The sequence below is a fragment of the Salipiger sp. ABN3_019 genome (assembly GCF_056158605.1).
Genome location: NZ_JBSWTP010000006.1, coordinates 220325 through 242108, shown reverse-complemented (window position 1 = coordinate 242108; position 21784 = coordinate 220325). Strand labels below are relative to the sequence as shown.

Below are 21784 nucleotides of genomic sequence, written 5' to 3'. Positions count from 1 at the left end.
GTGACGCGGGGCTGCCGACGTCGCGGTGACATGGAGCGAGCCGGAGGTCTCTCCGCTGGGGTGTCGCACTTCGTGTTCGGGAAAGGGTCTTTTGGGCATCGTCATTTAGTGAGGCAGCATGGTCCGGGCCTCGGACGCCACCGGCTACAATCAGCGCTGCCTGTGGAGAGAGGTCCCGTCACGAATGAGGCGCACTTCCCGAAAAAGGAAAGTGCGCCTCTGATCGTCCATACCGTGAGTGGATATGTTGCCAACCAGAGGTAGCATCGCCGACCTCTCCTTCAAGGTGTGCGTGTCTTCAAACTGATGAAGTCTGGGCGTGTTTCCGCCTCACGCGAAGGTCGCGTCGGGGAACCTCGCGCGCATCTCGGTACATGCTTGGGCAGTTTGTTCGCTGTAGCGGAGTTGTATGCTGCATTGGCTTGCGAGCGCCAAGGCCGGGCCGCGACACACTATGGCAACATCGACGCTTTTTCGCGCACGCCAGGCTGGGCGGTCCCGCCATAGTGATCCTGACCTCGAGCCCATTCAGCGCTAATCAGGTGGGCATGACGATGAGGTCGGCTCCGTCCTGTGCTGGTTCGTGGATGCTCTTGGGAAGACACCCTGGCGCGACGGGACTGCCGCGAGGAATGGGAGACAAGGTATCGGTCGCTTGCGAGGTGGCGGGCTGGCCAGCAAGTGGAACATCGACGCAGCAAGGAACGGAACCCAGCGATGGTTCGCATCCAAGTGGCGACGGGTTCCGCCAGCCCTGAATCTTTCGACCTCGTCGACCCGGACGTCCTTCTGCCGACCTATCGACTTGCCCGGACCCGTTCGCCACTCAGGCCGGCGGCACGCAGATCCTTAGCTCCATCTGTATCCTTCAGGTGCTCTTCGATGGCTGCGAGGCGCCGGATGACCTCATCGCGGTAGGTGTCCGTGGCGGCATTTGTTTCCTCGGCATGGGCGTCCTGCATCGAATTGACGATGAGGCCGACCACGAGGTTCACCACTGCGAAGGTTGTAATCAGGATGAAAGGCACGAAGAACATCCATGCCTCGGGGTGTACCTCCATCACCGGGCGGACTATGCCCATCGACCAGCTCTCCAGCGTCATGACCTGGAACAGCGTGTAAAGGGATTGGCCCAGCGAGCCGAACCACTCGGGGAAGGTTGCGGCAAACAGCTTGGTCGCAATCACGGCGGCGATATAGAAGATCACCCCCATCAGCAGAAACACCGAAGCCATCCCAGGTAGCGCCGAGATGAATCCTTCCACCACCCGGCGCAGCGTCGGCGCAACCGAGATCACCCGGAGCAGCCGGAGAATTCGGAGCGCGCGCAGCACCGCGAGCCCTCCGGTGGCCGGGGCAAGGGCGATGCCAACCACCAGAAGATCGAAGACGTTCCAAGCATCGCGAAAGAAGCGCAATCCGCGCGCGTAGAGCTTGGCAGCGAGCTCAGCCACGAAGATCGCAAGACAGACCGTGTCTAGCGCGACGATCAGGTCGCCAGCGACGTTCATCACCGCCCCGGAAGTCTCGAGCCCGAGAATGATCGCGTTGAATAGGATCACCCCCATGATCGTGTAACGCGTTGTGGGTCGGTCGAGAAAATCGGAAATGGTCTGGCGCATCCTGCGTCGGCTCCCTGTGAAATCCTGAGGCATCTAGGTTCGGCGGAGGTGATGTGCCAGCCCGAAGGAACGCATCGCCGCTTTGGTGTGATCACGATTGCGAGGAATGGCTTGGCAATCTGTCGTGGGAAGCCGCGTAGCAGTGCAGAGACCCTCGAGGATCGTTGGTTTCCGTCGCATGCGCACAAGATGAGCGAGGAGACCAGTCCCTTTACCGTGGACCATTTACGACGCTCGAGGTCCGGTAAGATTTAGGCGGTGATGACCCGCGGCCTTTCGCCCCGCATGCTGAGCGACAGCTACGTTGCCGCGCTGGTGGCAGGTCCCAATTCCGCCGCGGTGGGGCATCTTCCCACGACCGGCCATTCGCTGCGGTTGCGAAGCCGAGGCAAAGGCGAACTCACAATTTGCGGACTTTGCAGACATTCGCTGCATCTCACACCAAGGTCCGTTTGGACCGCATAAACATGTAAATGCCGGGTTTCTACCTGGCGCTTGCCGGAGCTCAAGTCACTTCGAAGACGATAGATATCGGAGCTGGTTCTGGCGCTCGCTCACTCCGGACCGGCCGCGGTCGGATTGAGCGGAACGCCATCAGCTGCGCCGAAGTAGCCGAACTCTGAAATCGGACGCAATTCTCCGTTCTGCTCACCCCATAGAACCGCGGCACGATGATTGCGCACCTCGTGCATCACAGCGTCATAGGTTAGCACCAGACGGGGTGAGCGATCCACGGAGCCCGTCACGTGCCACTGGCTGACGACCAAGGAAAATTGACCCAGGTGGTCATGGTAAGTGGACTGAATGCGCGCATCGGTCATTGTCAGGTCCAAGGGCGCATCCTCATCTGTCAAGAGAAGATGACGCTCGAGATAGCGCGCTAGGGCCGTGGTCAGTTCCTGCGGCCACGGTTGGCCTGCCGCCACTTCCTCCAACGCAGAGAGTTCCGGCGCCGCGACAATGAGATCGTCCAATGGGAATTGGATCGTCAACTGCAATGCGGATCCTTGCTGGCGCAACAGAAGAACGCTGCCGGGCAAGGCATGTGCCAGAACAGCCCCGATACTGCCAATAAATACCACAAGCGCGAGCAGGCCGGACCGCCAGATCACTCTTTCTGTCCGCCGTAATCGTCCGCCAGATCGCGCCAGACAGAATGCGGGTGGTTCCCCACCTTGTCAGTGGACTTGTTCGATTGAAGCGAGAACTCGATCCAGAGCGACGGCCCATGCACCCGGACGTAATCATCCTCCGCACTCAGTTGCGGCGTGCCGGAATAACCGAGATAGGTCTCGGGCAATTCGGATGTGTATCTTTCCGTGTACGCTGCGGCCTCGGTGTCGGAAATATCACCGACATAGGTCTCAATCGCGGCCAGAAGCAGGGCGGTCTGATCCTCGCCCAATTCGGAGACCGGCAGGCCCTCGAAGCTGTCCGGGATCGCGTCATCGGCTTGCGGCCCGGCGAGGATGTCGCGGTAGGTTCCTTCCAGTTCGGCAACTGCGCGTTGATCCTCCGACAGTGCGCTGAGCAGCGTAGCAAAGGCGTCACGTTCCTGCGTCAGGGGCTGGTTAACCCGGCCGTTCATTTCGAAATAGGGGAAAGGTTCGACGCCCCGGAAGGACGGCGTGGCCCCAGCCAACTCCCCATCGACAAAGGTATTGGCAAAGGCCATGTGGTGCCCGCCGTAGTATAGCTCCCAGACACCGGTCGGCCCGGGCGTGCCCAGGAAGGCGAACTTGGTGTTGAAAGAGGAATAGCCGGCCTTGTAGTCGGTGCTGACGGTGTTGATGTAGTCGTCGGCGTTGAGTGTCTGGATCATCTCGTCCCAGCCCTCGTCGATTTCACGGCTCGTGGCTTCCATCATGATCGCCTTGACCAGCCCGCGCTGCTTGGTGTTCAGCTCGCCCAGCAGAACACCCGGACGCTTGGGGAAGGCTCCCGCAGGCAGGTTGCTCCAGTATTCCGCCTCGGTGCGAGAATACTCCAGTTGCAGGTGTTCGAGGACATCCTCCGACACGTCCGCCCTAAGCAGATCAATCAGGCAAAGCATCCGGTCATAGCCCGGCGTGTCACCGCATTCGGCAGCGCTGTCCGGGATCGGCACTGTCTCCATCAAGGTGCTGGTGTCGCCCATGCGCTCCTGAAGCGCTTCGCTCAGCGCCTGATTCTCCTCCGACATCGGCGGCGGGCCATCGTGACCTTGAGCAAAGACCGGTGAGACCAGAAAAGCGGCCAGCGCAGCGACGCCGACAAGTTCAAAACGATGAGACATTGGCAATCCATTTGTGGAGTCACTGCATTCAGCCCTCAGCATCGGGGGCACCAAGAAAAAAAGCAAGGTGATGCCCGGCAACCGACCAAGCACACCACAAGCTTCCCAATCCGGCTCTGATTGGCATGAAATGAATAGCCCCGTGTACCGTGGACGCCTTCTTCGCTAATTTTGAGGCAAGGAGGCCATGATGAGCAGCAGCAAGTTCAGCGATCAGTTCGAGCGGGACGCGGTCGCGCAGATCACCGAGCGGGGCTATTCAGATGCTGCCCGAAACAATACAGCTTGCGCCAGAACTAACCCCGCCTTTTCGGTCGGGGTTAGTTCCAAAATCGATACGCTTACTTAACGATTGCCAAGGCTTCGAGATCACCACCGGCAGCAAGGTGTTCCTCAACCCATTTCGGCTTTCGTCCTCGGTCAGTCCACGTTTGGGCCGAGTTCTCGGGGTGTGCGTACTTGGGCGTGCCCTTCGAGCCTTTGGTGCTGCCGGCCTCCATCAATTCCGAGCGGGAATACCCGGCTTCCTTTGCAAGAGCCTCGGCGGCGGCTCGAGCTTCGGCTTTCTTGCGGACGTCATAGTCGGCGAGAGCTTTGTCAACTTTCTTGCTCAGCGCCACCAGATCTTCTCTTGATATTGATTGTAGATCGAGTTGCGGGGGCATTGTTCTAAATTGGGATGGGCCCTATGTCGTGGGAATGAAAGCTGACTGCAAGTCGCGATAATGTGACCTTAGTAGCATTATCTGGATTGGGTTTGATGCTGCCATGTTTGCTTGGAGAAATTTGACTGATGCCAAGACATTTAGGTGCAGGTAAAAATCGCCCTTCAGTGGTATTTCGGAAGTTGGATCATTTCAGAGACACTTAAGTAGAAAGACTTCCTTGTTTTAAGGTCGGTAGGTATATGCGAGCTTGCGCACCTCTTCCAATACATATGCGGTAGATTCTACGCCTCGAGCTGATGGTAAAACCTGGTCTAAGAAAATAAACCGCTAGCATCTGGGAAAGAAATGGAGAATGAAGCATTGTGTAGGATTGGATGTAGGGGTCGAAGAGATCGCCATTTGCGTTGGCGAAGAGAACAGCCAGTTCTGCCTAGAGATGAGTGTGCCGAGTCATCTCAATGACCTCGCCTTCGCGGTCAGCAGCATCGGGGTTCGTGCCGAGCGGACCGGAGTTGACGCAGGATCACTGTCGCGATAGTTTTTCGAAGGTCTGGCAGGGACTGGCCCCCGGTGATCTCCATAGAGACAAGGCACTCGAAGGCCTCTCTCGAGCCTCAGGTGAACAAGACCGATCGCAATGATGAGCGGGGCCGCGCATAGATGAAGCAGGGGAACATGTACCGCTCGGTGCATGTGAAAACTCTCGAAAGCCAACAGTGCAGCGCCTTGCTGCGAGCCCGAAAGTTTTTTCAGGAAAAGGCCGCCGTGCCGACCAGGGCCGAAGCTTGCGCGCAGGTCAACCTCAAAAGAAGGCAGCCGAAAAGGGCAACCGATCAACTGGAGACCTCCGATAACCCGTTCGGCGGCCACCGATCGTCCGGTCGAATGCGCTAATGCGCTCGCTGGCGCGGCACGTTTAATTCGTTAGGCGGGTCTTCTGGCTGGGTTGGCGTCAGGCGGGGGCAACTCGGCTGAGAAGCCATCGCAATCGACCCATGTTGTAGACCATGTTTGCCATCGTGATAGCAGCCTTTGCACGCGGCAGACCGATGGTGCGGATGATCAGTCCCATGCGGTCCTTTTGGTGGCCGAAGACGTGCTCGACCTTCGAGCGGACAACGGATTTGCGACAGTTGGCACGGGATGTGGGTTTCGACATGGGGCGCCCGCGCGGCTTCTTGCGGTGGATCTCGCTGACCATGCCGTTGTTAGCGAGCCAGGCTTCGTTCTCGGCCGACCGATAGGCGGTATCCGCCCAGACTTTGCGCCCGGTATTCACCGTCTGAACAAGCCCCTCGCGCAGACGCGCGCCATCATGCTGTGCCGCGTCGGTAATGATTTGGCGACGGATGATCCCATTCTGGCGGTCGATGGAGATATAACTCTTGTAGCCGAAGGTCGGGATCGCGAGATCGACCGGCTTGCTGCCGTCCGCGCGCGTCTTCGCCTTGGAATACTTGACTGTCCAGCGCGCGTTGGTGTCCTTCTGCGCCGCCTTAGCGGGCCTGTCCGGCCAGATCTCGGACGCGGTCTTGCCCGCCTTGATCGCCGTCTTTTCGCCGTCGGAGTTGCGCTGGCGCGGGGCAGCGATGAGGCTCGCGTCGATGATCTGACCGGCGCGCGGAATGAACCCCGCTTGGTTGATCGCCTGGTCCAACTCCTCGAACAACTCATCGAGCGCGTCGGCCTTGATGAGCGCCTCCCGGAAGTCCCACAGCGTGTTCGCATCGCGCACGGTGTCAGCGATGCCCAACCCACAGAAGCGCATCCAACTGAGCCGATCCCTGACCATGCGCTCGGTCGCCTCGAGGCTGAGGCCATGCAGGCTTTGCAGCACCAGCATCCTGAACTTCAGCACCGCATCCAGCGGCGGACGACCGCCCTTCGAACTGCGCGGGCAGCCAGCCGCTCGCTCAAGGATCGGACGGAAACGTTCGAAATCCACCGTGCTGTTCAGGGTCTCGAGCGGATCGCCACCCGCCGAAATCTCCGCCAGCCGGTCGTCGACGCTCCAGAACCCTGATTGCTTGGCCATGATCCCCTCCACCCGTTACGGACAGTGAATCACGATGATCATCAATCAGCTAGTGGTTTCCGGAGGTGTCCAACTTCCTTGGGGCGAAAGCACGGATAGGCGAGACATTCGACATGCGCGAAGACTTCTGGTTGGAAACCCCCGTAGCCGAAGTCCTCAGTCTAAAGGTCGAGGTCGCGCGCCTTGAGCGCGGCCTGGGTCCTATTTTTAGCTCCTAGCTTTTGAAATACAGATTTAATATGCATTTTAACAGTTACTTCTTGCAGTCCAGACCTTAGTGCGAGCTCCTTGTTCGAGAGTCCTTGGAGTAAGCCCGATAACATCTCACTCTCTCGAGGAGAAAGCCCGAATGTCTTTCTTTTGTTCTCTTCCAAATGGTGTCTCATCGCAAACCACTCACTCGGGAAATAAATCTCCCCCAGGGCGAGCAATCTTATTGCGCTGACGACTTCAGACATGCCCAAGCTCTTGGGGATGAAGCCTGACGCACCTTTCTGATAACACTCTCGTGCGGTGGCTAAATTGCAAGTTGCAGATAGGACCCCAATGGGCGTTCTCTTCGCCAGTCGGTTCACTTTTCGCAGCCCGGAAAATCCATCCATGCCTGGCATATTGAAGTCCAATACGATAACGTCAAACCTCTGATCCCTCTCACGTAATAGCTCGAGAGATTGATCCACATCTCGGCAAACTGTTGTAGAAATGAAGTGTTCTTTCTCAAGAGTTGCGCCTAACGCTTCTCTTAGAAGTGCTTCATCATCAGCAATCAGAATTTTCATTGTAGAACCCGAGCCTTTCGCGGTTCTTAATGGCCTTTGGTGAGGGTTGGGCTGAGTTATTATATCGATTAACGACTACATTATTTGTGATATTATTGAGGGTTCCATTTACGGTATCACCATAAATATCGTGAGAACCCTCTGCTAAGTCTCTGGCTTTATTTATAGAAGTTCACCTGCATTTGCGGCCCTTAATTTATCAGCGGTTCAATCAGGTGTCTTCAATGACCGTATTTGATGCGATCCGATCCTACAAATATTGGTGAGCCTGTGTCCATTGCGCGAATCTTTTCCATATTGGCGCGCCTTTTATCACTGCTTTGAGTCTTCGTTTTAAAGGAAGATTAGATAGCAGGCAGAGAAGGGGAATGCTTCCTTTATTTTTCAGTAGTTATTGCCCACATTAATCTCCTGGCATGGGTGTTGTGTATTGATTGTTTTTGATGGTGTTTATTTCATTATAAGCGCTGGAAGTTCAAAAGCTAGTGGTATTTTATGTTCTGCCAGCGGCGACTTTGCCGACCAGTTTGCGCACATGATCAGGTCGATGTGCGACAGTTTCCAGAGGTGAGTCACGCCGCAGCGTTCTCCTTGCCCAGCTGCGACTGAGATCGGCGCCTTCTGGACATCCAATCCGGTGAACGTGTTATCCTGCATGTAGTCTATCGCCTGTAGCTGAGGCTCGGCACCCGCTGGGCGGGCGCGTCCCCGAACGGAGTTCGGCCGAAGAGGCCGCCAGCCCACTCAGGCTCACACCGCGACCATGGGCTCTAAGGGCTGCCTACTTTCTCTTTCCGCAAGAGCTTTTTGGGCTTAGGCTTGAGGCAGATGGAAGAGAGCAGATATGACAAAAACTGAAGGCATGGCGTTCTCCGAGCGCGTAGCTTGTATCCGCAAGCGATTTCTCTCGGAAATGCCCCAGCGCGTCCGGACGATCTCAGATGTTCTGGCCGGCATCGAGGATGAGGATACCGAGGAGAGCCGCTCTCGCATGCTGCACAGGATGCTGCATGACATCGCTGGGAGTGCCGCGATGCTTGAGCTTTATGACATTGAAGTCGCAGCCCGCCGGGGTTTGGCAATCGCAGAAGTATCCGATGATCGTGGCACGCCTCTAGATGAGGAAAGCCGCTCATTCATTCAAGAATTGGTTTGTGATATGCTTGCTGTTGCAACTTCGAAGCTCGCGGATTGCTGAGTGAAGTCAAGGGATGAACCTCTCGTGAAATTTGCCAGTATTGCTGCCGGCGTCATTGCCGTCATGCCATTTGGGGCATGGGCGCAAGAGATTGCGAACGATCTGCCCTCCACTACCGTCGAAATGTCTTCGAAATCTATTAAGAGAAGCATCACGCTACGCGAGGCAGGCTTTGGAACCGGGCTGATCTTTCGCCAGCTTTCGGGGCAAGCTACAGTCTTCATACCGGTTCCAGACGCGACGCCCTTGCTCAACGGGATTATTACTCTGAAAATCTCACACGGTGCCACGGTACCAGTGGATCGGTACCTTCAAGTTTCTGTGGCCGGCAGGCCGGCCTTGACCGAGGGTCTCGGAGACCGACAGGAAACTTTCAGCCTAGAGGTGCCGTTCGACGCCGCTGCGGTCTCTTCCGGTTTTCTCGCGATCGGGCTTACTTATTCAGGTGCTTTCTCTGACCGGGTCTGTGTCGATGAACGGGCGTCTGGCGATTTCATCCAGATCGCGCCGGAATTGACAGTGACACTGGCACTTGACCCCGAACGCATCAAAACGCCTGCTCAATTTTCTGTCTTCCGCCCTGAACGCATGCGCGTCGTTTTGCCCGGCCAGCCTTCGCTTGGTCTATTGGCTGCAACAACACGGGCTTCTGCGTTGTTCGGCGCCGAGGCGGGCAACCTCCGGTTCGTCTCACCAGAGACGAACACGGGGCAGAATTGGACGGAAGGCACCGTGCAGATCGATGTTGGAACCTCTGGGGTACAAAGCGAGATGAAAGTCAAAAGCGGCGCGGATTTCCCTGAACTCGTGGTGCGTGGCACCGATCCGCAGCTTGGACTATGGCAACTGGCGACAAGGTGGTCCCGTCTAGCCGGCGGCGAGAGCGCCATCACTACAGCGATCGCGCGGGACAACTTGGACGAGGACATACTACCGCTCACGGCGTTGGCTGCCGACTTGACGCCTCGAGCGGTCGTGTCGACCCACGATGTGCTTGTCCCCTTCCAGTCTTCCGATTTGCCGGCGGGTAAGACGGTGGGGGCGGTAAGCCTCGTAATGGCAGCGGCGCTTGATGCCGAGGGACGAGGCGCAACCGCCTCGGTCTTCCTCAACGAAGCGCTGCTGGGCAATCGGCCGTTGTCCTCCGGTATGCCTGAGCGTTTGACTTTCGATGTCCCGCCGGGCCTGATCGCAAGGGACAACCAGCTGCGGATCTCGTTTCAGCGCCAACCCACAGGGGGGGACTGTCGGTTCAAGCCGCAGGGTTACCCGGCGCAGATCCTGCCAGGCAGTGCTCTACACCTAACTGAATCCAACACTGGAAGTCACTTCTTCACGCTTCGCCGAGACTATGGCGATGGTGTGCAGATCGTGCTCGATCCTGCGCTTGACCTCCGCGAAACCCTGCCTTGGATCGCCACCGTTGCGGGCAGTATGATTCCGGACCGGGCTAACATCGTACCCCGCGCCTCTATCAGCGCTATTGAGCCCGGGATGCCATTCCTTGTGGTTTCGGACAGCTCTCCAGCCGACGAAGAGCCCACCATCAGCTTTGACGCTGGCCGCGTTGAGATTTCAGATAGCGAGGGTGAAATCGTATTCGCGGGTGATGAACTTGACCGCTTGGGTGTAGTGCAAATCGTGACTCGTAACGAAGAGGAGGGCCTTTGGCTTCGCCCAGGGCGCGGCCCCGCGCCCGAACCGACGGAGCGAACGCCGCTGATCTTCAATCGTGGTGACTTGGCGTTGCTCGGGCAGGAGGGAATGATCGTGTCAACTTCAATGAGGACGAACCCGGTGCTTTCCGTCAGCTACCCGGATCGCGTCAGTCTTGCTCAGGTTCTTGCAAAATATCGTCCTTGGATTGTCGGTATGCTCTGGGCGCTGCTGACATTGGTCATACTTGTGGTATTCCAACGAATCTACCGAAATCGCGGTGGCGATTTGAAAGGCTAATATCAGATGCAGCTTGATGCGGAGAGTCAAGCGATCGGGACACTGCTGCTTGAACGAGGCGTCTTGAAGGCAGAGCAGCTTGATGAGGCCGAAGGCCTTGCCGAGCTCTGGAACGTATCGTTGATACAGGTCTTGCTTTCTCGGCGCTGGCTGACTTCGCGAGAGCTGTACGAACAGATCGCGATATATCATGACCTTCCGCTGGTCGATCTGGACCAAGATCGGGCCGACGATGAATTGGTGCGTCGTTTTGATTCCGGGCAAATGAACCGCTTTTCGACTATCCCACTGAAGAAAGACGCGAAGGGCGTTACCGTGGCCACCTCCCGTCCCGGGCCGCGAACGCTGCTTCATATACGCGAACTCTATGGCACCAATGCACGCATCGTCGTGGCGTCACACTTGCAGATCTCGGCAGCGCTACAACAGTCCTTCCGAGACCAGCACTCCCACGAGGCTGTCTACGCCCTTGCTGAACTGGACCCTGACATGTCGGCGCAGCAGGTGGTGACGCCGCCGCAGATATTGGTGATCTACCTTATACTTTCGGCGCTGTTGCTGGGGTTCGCCTTTGCGCCGATTACGACCCTAATCGCGCTTAATGTTCTCCTGACCATTTTCTATACTGGAAATTTCCTGTTTAAGGGGATGCTGGTTTGGATCGGCGGAGCGGCACAGGAGACATCGTCGCGAGCGATTGCCGCCGAAGCGCAGCTGCTTCGCGACGAAGATCTGCCGATCTACACTGTCCTAGTCCCAATGTTTCGCGAACCCGAGGTATTGCCGATCCTCGCCCAAGCCTTGCGCAATCTCGATTATCCATTGGCGAAACTTGATATCAAGATTGTTCTCGAAGAGGGCGACCTCGAAACAATCGAAGCCGCAGAAAAGCTCGATCTTGAAGGCGTGTTCGAGATCGTGCGCGTACCCCAGTCTCATCCTCAGACGAAGCCAAAAGCCTGCAACTTCGCGCTACGCTATGCGCAAGGCGATCTCTTGGTGATTTTTGATGCCGAAGACAAGCCGGAACCCGACCAGCTTCGAAAGGTCGTGGCTGCTTTCAACCAGTCCTCTTCCAATACCGCTTGTATCCAGTGTCGGCTGAATTATTACAATGCCCGCGAGAATTGGCTTACGCGGATGTTCACACTAGATTATTCCTTGTGGTTCGACTTGATGTTGCCTGGCCTTGAGAGAATGGGCATCCCGATACCGCTAGGCGGGACGTCGAACCATTTCCGTATGGACGTCCTGCGTGAACTGAACGCATGGGATCCATTCAACGTCACCGAAGATGCCGATCTGGGCATTCGCCTAACCCAGAAAGGCTACCGGGTCGGCGTGATCGACAGCACGACCTATGAGGAAGCCAACGTCTCAATACCCAACTGGATCAGGCAGCGGTCACGCTGGATCAAAGGTTATATGCAAACCTTCTTGGTGCATTCCCGGCGTCCAGTTCACCTTTGGAGATCAGTTGGATCGGCAGGGGTATTCGGTTTTGTATTTTTCATCGGCGGTACAGTCCTCTCTGGTCTGCTCAACCCTCTCTTCTGGCTGATTTTCGCGGTCTGGCTTGTTTTCGGATCTTTGGCGATCGAGGCCTACTTCCCGCTGCCGGTTCTATATCTGTCCCTGGTGAACCTGCTCGCCGGAAATGGTCTTTTAATATATCTGACCATGGTGGCTCCTTTTCGGAGAAACTGGACTGATCTCGCGCCCTGGGGTGTGACGGTGGTCGGCTACTGGGTATTGATGACCATCGCAGCCTACAAAGCACTCTGGCAGCTGGTCTCCAATCCCTTTTATTGGGAGAAAACCAATCATGGCCTGTCGAAACATACCGCTAAAGAGCTCGCTGAAGCCAATGCTAAAAGCACCGCGAGCTTCGATAAAGCGGTCGGGGCTCGGGACCCGATGACATGACGCGCGCTGCTGGATGGACCGCTCTCGCCCTAGTGCTCTGCCTGGCTCTGATGCTTGTGCTTGGATGGATGGAAGCACATGGGTTCATGTCCTCCGATGTTACCCAGCTCTGGGCCAAGGCGATTGTGCACAACGGCAGTGCGGGGCACTTCATACCTTTCGATGCCTTCTATCCGCCGGTGCCTTATGCCCTTACTCTAATGGTCCAGTCTTTTGCGGGACGAACCGGCGTTCCCTCGCCTTTCATTTTGTCAGCGGCCCTCGGAGCAGCCATACTAGTCCTTTGGCTGCGAAACCTTTGGCTCAATGCCGGGGTCTCGTTGACGGGAAGCTGCATGATTGTCGCCCTACTCGGCCTTAATCCTTATTTTCTTAGGGCCTTAGCTGACGGTCCCGAAAGTATGTTAACAATGCTGGGGACATGGGTCTTTGCGCGGGGAATCGTAAATCTGCGGATTACCGGCAATGCTCCGGACATGATGAAAGTGGCTGTCGGGCTAATGATCGTCGCTCTATCGGACAACTATGGTCTGATGATCAGTCTCGGTGCGCTTCCGTTCTTGATAGTCGCGGCGCGGCCAAGCTTGATTTCAAATTCCTCGTTCGGCTACCTTTTTGCCATGTTCTACCCGGTAGCAGCTGCTCTTGGGTCGCTTTTTTTCGTTTCCAAGATTTTCAACAGTACCTTGGTGCCGCAGATTGTCGAAGGACCTTCGCAGATTGCTGCAGCTGAGCATCTACGCGTGCTATTGGGGATCGTGCCAGTGGCGCTTGCGGTGGTGTTCCGCACGATCATGACGCCAAGTCTTTTCATGCCGCTCTTTGCGGCTCTGGGGTCTGTGCTTGGTGCCTATGCCCTCAATATCTATCTCTACGTTGAAAGTGATCCGATTGTTGCCATCGCTCCGACTATGGCAGTTGTTGCCATTGGGATACGCTTCTGGCCTCCGTCTGAGGTGCGCACCCCAATTGCCGTAGCGCTTTTCGCTGCAACGCTTGTATACGCAACGCATGTTTTTCGCGAGACATTGATCCCGGAAAGTCGCGAATGGTGGAAGGCAAATATGGCGGTTGGCGGCGAAACTCCAAATCCAACTGCGCAGGTAGCTGCATTCCTCGACGGCAAGCTCGGCGTTATGGTTGATGCAGAGCGTAATCCAGAAATCGTGGTCACCATAGGCGATGTAGACCAGCTCGTCATTTCAGGTGATCCAGTCTACGATTGGGCGCTTGAAGGGGGGTTGCTGCAAGCGCCATATGTCGTTGTACCGAAGTCGGAAGTCCAAACGCAAATTAAGGATCGCATTTTGCTTCGCTTTCCTGAGCTCGAGCAAGATCGCCTTCCGGGCTACACACAAATCTACGAAAATAGCCGCTGGCGTGTATTCGAGCAGGCAGGGTTCTGAAGGGGGATTTTACATGGCATACCACATCATGTCAGTAGACGATTCTGACGTCGCGCAAGAATACATAAGAGCTTCTTTGGCAGACATCGGTTATGAAAGCGTTGTTTGTTACCAAAGCCCGCGCAAGGCGCTCGAGGACCTGAGCTCAGGAGCTGTTACGCCAGACCTCTTACTACTTGATGTCATGATGCCTGAAATTGATGGTGTTGATTTGTGCGCGCGTATCCGCGAACTTGGCCGTCTGGTTGATACACCGATCATCATGCTGACAAGCCGTGCGGATATGGAAACACTTAACCATGCATTTGTGGCGGGGGCCAATGACTACGTCACCAAGCCATTCGACCGAATGGAATTGCGGTCCCGCATGCGCAACTGTCTTCGCTTGAAGGCTGAGCTTGAGCGCCGACGACCCACGGGAAGCGGGCGACGACAAATTGGAGAACTCACTGCTGAGATGACGGAAATCCTTAACAATAAGGCGGGATTCCAAGCAGCTCTACAAGCGATTCCTGAAAGAGAATTTAGTCGAGTGGGATTAATTGTTTTTCGAGTAATGAGCCCAAAATATGGTGCTGTCCTGCCGCCTGATGAGGCTGCGGTGCTTTACCGCACCTTGGCTGCTCCACTCGGAGCGGTGCACCTGTCCGCCGCGCATATGTTCTGCCATTGGGCTGGCGATTTATTCTGTCTCGCTACTCTCGACCTCAGAGAAGATGAGATGACATCTCTCGCTGAACGCTTCATTTGTGCCGTCGCAGAAAGCGCTGTCTGCGTGCGCGAGGGTTGGGCTAGTCATCCTGTTTCGATCGCCGCTACGGTGATGCCGCCGGGCAATGGTCCTGCAGCGACGGCCCTTGGCAAAGCAATCGCTGCGGCGGATCGGACCTTTGAGCCCGCGAGGTCGCTCATCCAGATCGTGGGTTCAGAGGTGGAGCCGAGATAAGGTATGTCACGCCCCGAGTTCTTCCCCGAAGAAGATGTCGAGCCGCAGCGTAAGTCTAGGGTTGGGTTTCAGATATTGATGGTCAGCATTACTGCGCTCTTTATGAGCGGCATGGTTATCTTGTGCTGGGCCGACTACGATCGCACCGAAGACCGAGAAGAGGAGCAGTTGAGACATTTCGCGGAACTCTTCGAACAGTCGCTGGACGCATCTTTGGAAGTGGCCAATCTAATGATGTGGGCAACGATACAAGAGATTGCATACACGCCGTTTGAGTTGCCGACTAATATCGACGCAATCTATGGAAACAGGCTGCAGCGCACGGTGGCCGAGATTCCACAGATCGACGCCTTGCTTGTTCTGGACGCCGACGGCTTCGTGTTGTGGGCTTCAGTCGAAAGCTTGGTCGGCCTGAACTTATCGGACCGCAACTATTTTCAGAAGGCCATCGGCCTGTCACCAAGTGAGTTTGTGATCGGCGAGCCGATCACATCGCGCGGAACTGGACGCCGCTTGACCCCCATCGCTTGGCCAGTCATCAGTTGGTCCGGAGCTGTTCGCGGCGTCATCGCTTCTTCGCTGGGCGAAGAGTACTTCGCAGAACTTCTGTCGCTGCAAAACCTAGACGAAGATATGCTCGTGCGGATCGTGGCAACCAATGGCGAAATAGCATTCGAAACGGAAACCATCCTCGGCGATCTGGATCCTGACCGGCTGATGACCGCCAGCAACCCAATAGAATCCCTCGGACTGCTGGTTGAGGTAAGCCGATCCCGCACAGCGATAATGCGTAGCTATTGGGAACGTACTCTAGCCTTCGGCGCGACCGCGAGCCTGCTGTTTCTGACAGTTCTTTTTTCGGCAGTACGCGCAAGAACTCAGTCGATCATGTTAGCTAATGGCCTGAGGCGATCAGAACAGGACCGGCTCAAGATCGAGACGACACAACGAGAGTTCGATGCGATTTTTGAGAATGTCGGGGACGGTATCGTCGTTTTCGATGATATCGGCACCCTGCAACGCTCGAACCTAGCTGCCCGAAATTTCCTAAATGTCTTCAATGACCAAACTGCAGTCAGGCGGTTGCGTGACCGACTTCCTTCTGTGGCACAAATGGCCGAGGAACCTACCTCCTATATACTTAATCTTCCGGCGAACTCGGAGCCTATTGACCAGATTGTGGAGTGCCGGGTCATGAAACTTCATCTCTACGGCTCCGATATCGCCTACTGCGTTCTCACGGACGTCTCCGCAAATGAGCGCCTTTCCGAGGCGCGTATGTCCTTCATCACTTCTGTTAATCATGAGCTGCGAACACCATTGACATCGCTTGCAGGGGCGCTCGAACTTTTGCGTGACCGGTACAAAGAACAGCTACCATCGAACGCTATAAAACTCGTTAACATGGCCGCCCGCAACGCCGATAGGCTTTTGGTGCTGGTCAACGACATTCTGACTTTGCAGGCGATTGATCAGCAGCAGCTTTCCATTCAGCTTGAGCCAGTGATGGCAAGCCAGGCCTTGGATGAGGCCGTAGCCAGCAACTCAGGATACGGCATAGGTCGTGACGTGAGCATAATTGCGACGCCACTAGATTCAGACGACGACGCCACGCTTATTTTGGATCGTGTCCGGTTGCAGCAGATTTTCTCAAATCTGATCTCCAATGCGATCAAGTATTCACCTACCGGCGGAAAGGTGCATGTCGGGGCCCGGACTACCCCTGAAAGAGTCACGTTCTATATCCGAGATCGGGGCCCTGGTATTCCAAGTGGCTCTATGGACAGGCTCTTCGACCGCTTCACCAAGCCAATTCACAACCAAGAGACGCAGGTCAGCGGCACCGGCCTTGGCCTCGCAATCACTCGGGAACTGGTTCATCGGCAGAAGGGCGAAATCTCCGTCACTTCCAAGGCTAAGGCCGATGGCTTTCGGTGCAGTGGTACGACGTTCGAGGTGACGTTCCCGCGCCGTAGAAGCACGAAAGATGCTACCGCATGAAAGTTCTTTTCGTAGACGATGAAGCTGACATCCGAGAGTTAATCGAACTGGCGATTATAATGGAGGACGACATCGAGGCGACTTTTGCCGGATCGGGCGTCGAAGCGCTCGCTCTTCTGGAAACGCAGTCTTTCGATGTCATGCTTTTGGATGTTATGATGCCACCTCCGGATGGTCTAGATGTACTGCGCGCTGCACGCGCCAACACAGATAACGGAAAAGCTACCGTCGTTATGTGTACAGCGCGTACCTCGGCGGAGGCGGAGGCCGAGTTTCGTAGCCTAGGTGCTGACCACGTTCTGCACAAACCCTTCAAACCGCTAAAGCTTGCGGATTACATCCGATCCGTCACTTTAACCACATGAGAGTGGGGACATAAGATAATGATCCACAGACAGCGTTACCGGGCTTTGGTGTTCTGCCTTGTGGTATCCGAACCTTCAGTTGTATTGGCGAGTGCGTGGCCGCGTGAACAAGGCAGTTCGTTCCTATCGGTTTCGATCCAATCCACTGTTGGTGGTTTTGACTACGGCGACTATGGCTCCTTTTATTACGAACATGGCATGACCGAAAATGTCACTCTAGGGATTGATGCGGGCAAAAATCTCTTAGCCGATGACAGCTCTGGCCTTTTCTTCATTCAGATCCCGCTGAATATTTTGAGTGAGCAGAACCTCTTAGCCTTGGAATTTGGTCTCGGCGGGGCGGATGTATCCGGACGGTGGCGTTCTGCTCTTAGGCCAGGATTGTCATGGGGACGCCCGTACGAGGCGTCATGGGCGAAGGGCTGGTTGGGGGTTGATGCGAGTTATGCGCGATACAGCGGAGGAGAGAGTCTCGTCAAAGTGGATGCTACCTTTGGAATCAACCACGACGACGGATCGATCACTATGACGCAACTGCAGGGTTCCTCACCGAGCAGTGGCGAGGCCACCCTCGCCTTAGCTCCCTCACGTGTTCTTCCAATTGGTGCTAACAGCTTCATCGAGTTTGGTGGAGTATATCAGTTCAATAATCACATAACCTCTCTCAAGATTGGAATCTGGTCAAATTATTGAGTTCGGTTTCGATATCCGCCTTGTATCGCACGTTGCGTCCTCCCCGTACGACAGACTGTTGCCAAAAATTCTCTATATTGGGACATCTCAGTTGGCGAATGTCGAGGGGGCGAGCTCGCTTAAGTGGCAAGGCCTATCAAATCATCACCATTCCGGCGATAGAGCCGATCGCAATCGACAAGCAGAATACCAAAACTGTAGTGCGACCACGTAAGCCAGCCCAAGCGCCAATGGCCGCTGCGAGCAGGCCAAGACATAAAAGGATAAAGTCCAACATCGGGCTCCCTTACAGATTTGGAAACGCTTATTGCTAAGGCCCTCCCGGTGTCAAGTATTACAACCAGGGCAAGGTGCTAGATGTGACTGAGGTAGACCCATTTCCCGGAGAGGTGGTTCGCGGCGCTGCTAAGCTTGCCTGTTGATCATGCTGCCGCCTGTAGGTCAGGGCTCTGATGGGCCTCGATCGGTGTTCTACCCCGACTAGCGTCGATGTTTGAGTTGTGCTTTCATTTCGCGGCTTTGCGGATGCGCACCCAGGTCAAGCAGCCAAAGGGCAGGCTGCCGGCAATGATGGAGAGTTCAAAAGTGGCGAGGAGCAAACTGTCGGTCGAAGCGGCCGCTAACATGCATGCGAACGCCAGGTAAAAAGTGACCGCTACGATCAGAAAGTCTAGCTTTTGCCAAAGGGATAGAGTTTCGACGCTCACGTCTTCAACCATTTTCCGCCATCCCACCGTCCACGTTTTTCATCGAACTCATTCACAAGGCCAAGCTGCCGTCAGGTCAAGATGTATGTCCTTCGCAGCTATCATCCCTGAGTGGCAGGATCATCGAATTCTCGAAGCGAGCGTGGGTTCGGCACGTCGAATCGCCTTGGCCGTGATAGCCTCGCACTTGAGCGCGACCGGGTCTCTGAGAAGTGAGGACGGATTTAACCACACTGCAGCGACATGATGTCTGTAATGACACCCGGTATCGGGAAGGTCGTGCACACTCGCGTTCTCGGCAAGAGTGTTCATTGATCTTCATTCGACGGTAACCGACCGGTTGAGGCCGCCTGCCGGTTGGAAGCGACCTGATCTAAGACACGTGCTTAACGCCGTCCTTTGCGACGTGTCTTAGATGGAGGGGTCATGCTGGGCGAAGTTCTGGGCGTTGAGCGACGCCGACGGTGGAGCGACGACGAAAAGCTCGAGATCGTGCTGGCGGCTGGTGCTGACGGGGCGACGGTGACCCAGGTCGCTCAGCGCTACGAGGTGACACGCTCTCAGATTTACGGGTGGCGGCGGGACCTGAAGCGAAAGGGTCTCTGGTCGCCCGGTCACGGCACTTACTTCGTTCCAGTCGTTTTCCCGGAGTCGGTAGCTCCAGCGCCCACGCCGACCAGATCGGTTCCGGTGGAGTTGCGGTTGACCAACGGGAGATGCTTGAGGTTCGACAGCGGCATGGACGGAGGTAAGCGCTGTCACCGCGGCACGCCTGTTCAGCTTGACGGGTTGAAGTTCCATGGCAGGAGCTCGTCGATCCTGCTGGCGGGGTGACCGGCGGCGATGGCTTCGAGGGTGGCGTTGATGTAGGCGAAGGGCTCGACGCCGTTGATCTTCGCGGTGGCGATCAGGGAGGCGATGCGGGCCCAGGTGCGGCCACCTGTCAACGCCGTCTTAATTTTCCCCAAAAGCGCCGAAGTAAAATTCCCCACTACGGCGGTCGCGGCGATCAGCCGGCTTCAGTGATCGGCGCCTCCGTTGTGATGCTTTGGAGGACGCCCGCGACGCTTTGGGGGTGGCGGCGGAGCGATGGGGGCGTTTGCCCTGACATGCTCTGGGATGAGATCGGCATGGGCGCGTAGCCGATAGCTGGCCCCTTCGATCTGGATGACGACAGCATGATGTAGGAGGCGATCGAGTAGGGCTGTCGCGACGACCGGATCGCCGAACACCTCGCCCCATTCAGCGAAGCCACGGTTGGAGGTCAGGATCATGGCGCCCTTTTCGTATCGGGCGTTGACGAGTTGGAAGAACAGATTGGCGCCGCCGGTGGTGATCGGCAGATAGCCGATCTCGTCGACGATGAGCAGCGCAGCCCGGGCATAGAACCGGATTTTCTCAGCCAGTCGTCCCTCGCGTTCGGCCTAGCTCAACGCGGCGATCAGCTCTGCGAGGGTGGCGCGATATACGCTTCGCCCGGCCTTGACGGCCGCGACGCCGAGAGCGGTGGCGAGATGGCTCTTGCCGGTGCCCGGCGGCCCGAGGAAGTGAACGACCTCGGCGCGCCGGATGAAGTCGAGCTGGGCCAGTGCTGCGATCCGCTCCCGATCGAGCGAAGGCTGGAAGCGGAAGTCGAAGCCTTCGAGCGTCTTGACCGGCAGCAGCTTGGCCGTGCGCAGCGCGACGTCGATCCGGCGCGTCTCGCGGGTGGCGTACTCCTCGCTAAGAAGCCCGTCGATCGCTTCGATCGCGGTGATCTCGCCCGCCTCGAGCTGCCGCACCGTGTGATCGAGTGCCTCCAGCGCACGCGGCAGCTTCAGGCCGACGAGGGCGCCGCGGATGCGGTCCAGAAGATCGCTCATGATTGCGACCCCGCAGCGGCCAGGCGTCGGCCTACCACATCACAGAAGTCGAGCGGGCGCCGAAGCCCTTGCGATGACGGCGGTGGAGCGGGTCTCCTCGGCGGCGCCTTGCGATGAGCGGGGTCAATACGACGGCGAGCCTTGCCTTCCAAGATCGGGTGGCGCGCAATTAGCTGCCCGTCCTCGAAGATCCGAAGCTCTTCGGCGTGATGCTGGACCTCGAGTGTCCGGCGGCGGGTGGTGTCGGGCACGGAATAGAAGTTGCCGCCGACCGAGATCATCCCCTCCTTGCTCACCCGCCGATCGACCGTCAGCACGGCGCTGTAAGGGATCGCCGGGAGCGGCTTCAGACTTGGCTTCTCGTCGGCGAAGGCCGCGTCCACCACGCGTCGGGTCGTGGCATGAACCCGGGAATTGGCGACCTCGGACCGCCAGGCCTCAAACTGGGTGTTGAGATCGTCGATGTTGCGGAATGTGCGAGCCAGGAAGAAGTCCTGCCGGATGTAGCGGAAGGGCCGCTCGACCTTACCCTTGGTCTTGGCCCGATACGGCTGGCAAGCCCGCGGCACCGCGCCGTAGTGGTTCAACAACGCGACCAGCGCGGCGTTATAGGTGACCACTCCGGCCTCGTCTTCGTCGATCACCGCAGTCTTCATCCGGTCATAGAGGATCTCCTCCGGCACGCCGCCGAGCGCTGCGAAGGCCGCGATATGGCAGCGCAGCACCGATTGCAGGTTCTGGCTGGCGACGAACCGCCCCCAGAGCCAGCGGCTGTGCCCCAGCACCAGCGAGAACAACCAGACCTTGCGAACCACGCCCGGCTCGTCGGTGAACTCCACCGTGAACTCCGCGAAGTCGACCTGGGCCTGCTTGCCGGGTGGGGTCTCGAACCGCCGCTCGAACGGGGTGTGCCGCGCCGGGCGCACCTCGCGCAGGAAGTCCGTCACCGCGGTGTAGGCACCCTCATAACCCAGTTCCCGGATCTCGCGCAGAAGCCGTGCGCCGCTGAGATCGGGAAAGGCCTGAACGCGTTCCTGCAGATAGCGCTCATAGGGCTCGATCACTCGGGCCCGTGGCTGCCGCGGCCCATAAACCGGAGCTTCCAGCCCCAGCTCGAGATATTTCCGCACCGTCTTCCGGTCGCAGCCAACCTTCCGCGCGATCGCGGTGATGCTGAGACCCTGGTTCTTCAAATCCTGGATCAAGACAATCTCCCTCAGTCCCTTCACCTGCCTGCCCCTGTCGTTCTCCGTTCGGAGCATCAGGCCTGTGTCCCGCGACAGAGCCAATTCCGAATAGATGAAGTTCGGAATTGGCCCTGACGCTCTCGTCTGGGGAAAATTCA

General features: G+C 57.0%; 19 protein-coding genes and 2 pseudogenes. 11 read left to right on the top strand and 10 right to left on the bottom strand.

The features are described from left to right. Positions 1-797: 797 nt before the first annotated feature. From ACXAD2_RS07410 to ACXAD2_RS07400, 3 genes are all read right to left on the bottom strand, one after another. Positions 798-1622, bottom strand: a complete 825-nt coding sequence (locus ACXAD2_RS07410) for an ion transporter (RefSeq protein WP_475168772.1) — start codon at positions 1620-1622, stop codon at positions 798-800. 554 nt (positions 1623-2176) lie between these two features. After that, positions 2177-2734: a hypothetical protein gene (locus tag ACXAD2_RS07405; RefSeq protein WP_475165364.1), complete on the bottom strand. Its 558-nt coding sequence runs from the start codon at positions 2732-2734 to the stop codon at positions 2177-2179. Then, positions 2731-3897: a DUF3500 domain-containing protein gene (locus ACXAD2_RS07400; RefSeq protein ID WP_475168771.1), complete on the bottom strand. Its 1167-nt coding sequence runs from the start codon at positions 3895-3897 to the stop codon at positions 2731-2733. Before ACXAD2_RS07400 ends, ACXAD2_RS07405 begins: the two co-directional genes overlap by 4 nt. A gap of 190 nt (positions 3898-4087) precedes the next feature. On the opposite strand from ACXAD2_RS07400, the gene ACXAD2_RS07395 reads away from it, so the two are divergent. Continuing rightward, positions 4088-4246, top strand: coding sequence for a hypothetical protein (locus ACXAD2_RS07395; RefSeq protein WP_475168875.1), 159 nt, complete (start codon positions 4088-4090; stop codon positions 4244-4246). Here the strand turns inward: ACXAD2_RS07395 and ACXAD2_RS07390 are convergent. Then, complete coding sequence (locus ACXAD2_RS07390; protein ID WP_475168768.1) at positions 4239-4517, bottom strand: H-NS histone family protein; 279 nt, start codon at positions 4515-4517, stop codon at positions 4239-4241. The genes ACXAD2_RS07395 and ACXAD2_RS07390 overlap by 8 nt on opposite strands. A 723-nt stretch (positions 4518-5240) precedes the next feature. Here ACXAD2_RS07390 and ACXAD2_RS07385 point away from each other — a divergent pair. Beyond that, positions 5241-5459, top strand: coding sequence for a hypothetical protein (locus ACXAD2_RS07385; protein WP_475168767.1), 219 nt, complete (start codon positions 5241-5243; stop codon positions 5457-5459). 58 nt (positions 5460-5517) lie between these two features. On the opposite strand, the gene ACXAD2_RS07380 is transcribed toward ACXAD2_RS07385, so the two are convergent. Both ACXAD2_RS07380 and ACXAD2_RS07375 read right to left on the bottom strand, forming a co-directional pair. Next, entirely contained in the window at positions 5518-6600 is a 1083-nt protein-coding gene (locus tag ACXAD2_RS07380) for an IS5 family transposase (RefSeq protein WP_475168766.1), read from the bottom strand. A 161-nt stretch (positions 6601-6761) separates the two neighbouring features. Further along, positions 6762-7379, bottom strand: coding sequence for a response regulator transcription factor (locus ACXAD2_RS07375; RefSeq protein WP_475168764.1), 618 nt, complete (start codon positions 7377-7379; stop codon positions 6762-6764). An 844-nt stretch (positions 7380-8223) separates the two neighbouring features. On the opposite strand from ACXAD2_RS07375, the gene ACXAD2_RS07370 reads away from it, so the two are divergent. Genes ACXAD2_RS07370 through ACXAD2_RS07335 form a run of 8 tightly spaced genes read left to right on the top strand, consistent with a single transcriptional unit; the run spans position 8224 to position 17870 of the window. Continuing rightward, a complete protein-coding gene (locus ACXAD2_RS07370) occupies positions 8224-8577 on the top strand; it encodes an Hpt domain-containing protein (RefSeq protein ID WP_475168762.1) in 354 nt (117 codons plus the stop codon). A gap of 24 nt (positions 8578-8601) precedes the next feature. Continuing rightward, positions 8602-10533, top strand: coding sequence for a hypothetical protein (locus ACXAD2_RS07365; protein ID WP_475168759.1), 1932 nt, complete (start codon positions 8602-8604; stop codon positions 10531-10533). A 6-nt stretch (positions 10534-10539) separates the two neighbouring features. Beyond that, entirely contained in the window at positions 10540-12459 is a 1920-nt protein-coding gene (locus tag ACXAD2_RS07360; RefSeq protein WP_475168757.1) for a glycosyltransferase family 2 protein, read from the top strand. Then, entirely contained in the window at positions 12456-13865 is a 1410-nt protein-coding gene (locus tag ACXAD2_RS07355) for a hypothetical protein (protein ID WP_475168752.1), read from the top strand. The genes ACXAD2_RS07360 and ACXAD2_RS07355 overlap by 4 nt, the downstream gene beginning before the upstream one ends. A gap of 13 nt (positions 13866-13878) precedes the next feature. Continuing rightward, positions 13879-14811 carry a response regulator gene (locus ACXAD2_RS07350; protein ID WP_475168748.1) on the top strand — a complete coding sequence of 311 codons (933 nt, stop codon included), beginning with the start codon at positions 13879-13881 and terminating at the stop codon, positions 14809-14811. Positions 14812-14814: 3 nt separating this feature from the next. Continuing rightward, positions 14815-16812 (top strand): ATP-binding protein, encoded by a 1998-nt coding sequence (locus ACXAD2_RS07345; protein ID WP_475168743.1) that lies wholly within the window; start codon positions 14815-14817, stop codon positions 16810-16812. After that, positions 16809-17177, top strand: a complete 369-nt coding sequence (locus tag ACXAD2_RS07340; protein ID WP_475168741.1) for a response regulator — start codon at positions 16809-16811, stop codon at positions 17175-17177. Before ACXAD2_RS07345 ends, ACXAD2_RS07340 begins: the two co-directional genes overlap by 4 nt. An 18-nt stretch (positions 17178-17195) precedes the next feature. Beyond that, complete coding sequence (locus ACXAD2_RS07335) at positions 17196-17870, top strand: hypothetical protein (RefSeq protein WP_475168738.1); 675 nt, start codon at positions 17196-17198, stop codon at positions 17868-17870. A gap of 506 nt (positions 17871-18376) precedes the next feature. On the opposite strand, the gene ACXAD2_RS07330 is transcribed toward ACXAD2_RS07335, so the two are convergent. Continuing rightward, the gene (locus ACXAD2_RS07330) at positions 18377-18589 is read right to left on the bottom strand and encodes a hypothetical protein (RefSeq protein ID WP_475168735.1); all 213 of its coding nucleotides are present in this window, start codon (positions 18587-18589) and stop codon (positions 18377-18379) included. Between the two features lie 414 nt (positions 18590-19003). Here ACXAD2_RS07330 and tnpA point away from each other — a divergent pair, with 414 nt between their 5' ends. Next, complete coding sequence (gene tnpA / locus ACXAD2_RS07325) at positions 19004-19411, top strand: IS66-like element accessory protein TnpA (RefSeq protein ID WP_475168732.1); 408 nt, start codon at positions 19004-19006, stop codon at positions 19409-19411. Here the strand turns inward: tnpA and ACXAD2_RS07320 are convergent. From ACXAD2_RS07320 to istA, 3 genes and pseudogenes are all read right to left on the bottom strand, one after another. Beyond that, positions 19354-19518, bottom strand: a pseudogene (locus tag ACXAD2_RS07320) (transposase domain-containing protein); the annotation flags it as partial. The gene tnpA and the pseudogene ACXAD2_RS07320 overlap by 58 nt on opposite strands. Positions 19519-19596: 78 nt before the next feature. After that, positions 19597-20439: pseudogene (istB, locus tag ACXAD2_RS07315) on the bottom strand (IS21-like element helper ATPase IstB). Further along, positions 20436-21668, bottom strand: a complete 1233-nt coding sequence (gene istA / locus ACXAD2_RS07310) for an IS21 family transposase (protein WP_475168869.1) — start codon at positions 21666-21668, stop codon at positions 20436-20438. The pseudogene istB and the gene istA overlap by 4 nt, the downstream one beginning before the upstream one ends. Positions 21669-21784: the final 116 nt, after the last annotated feature.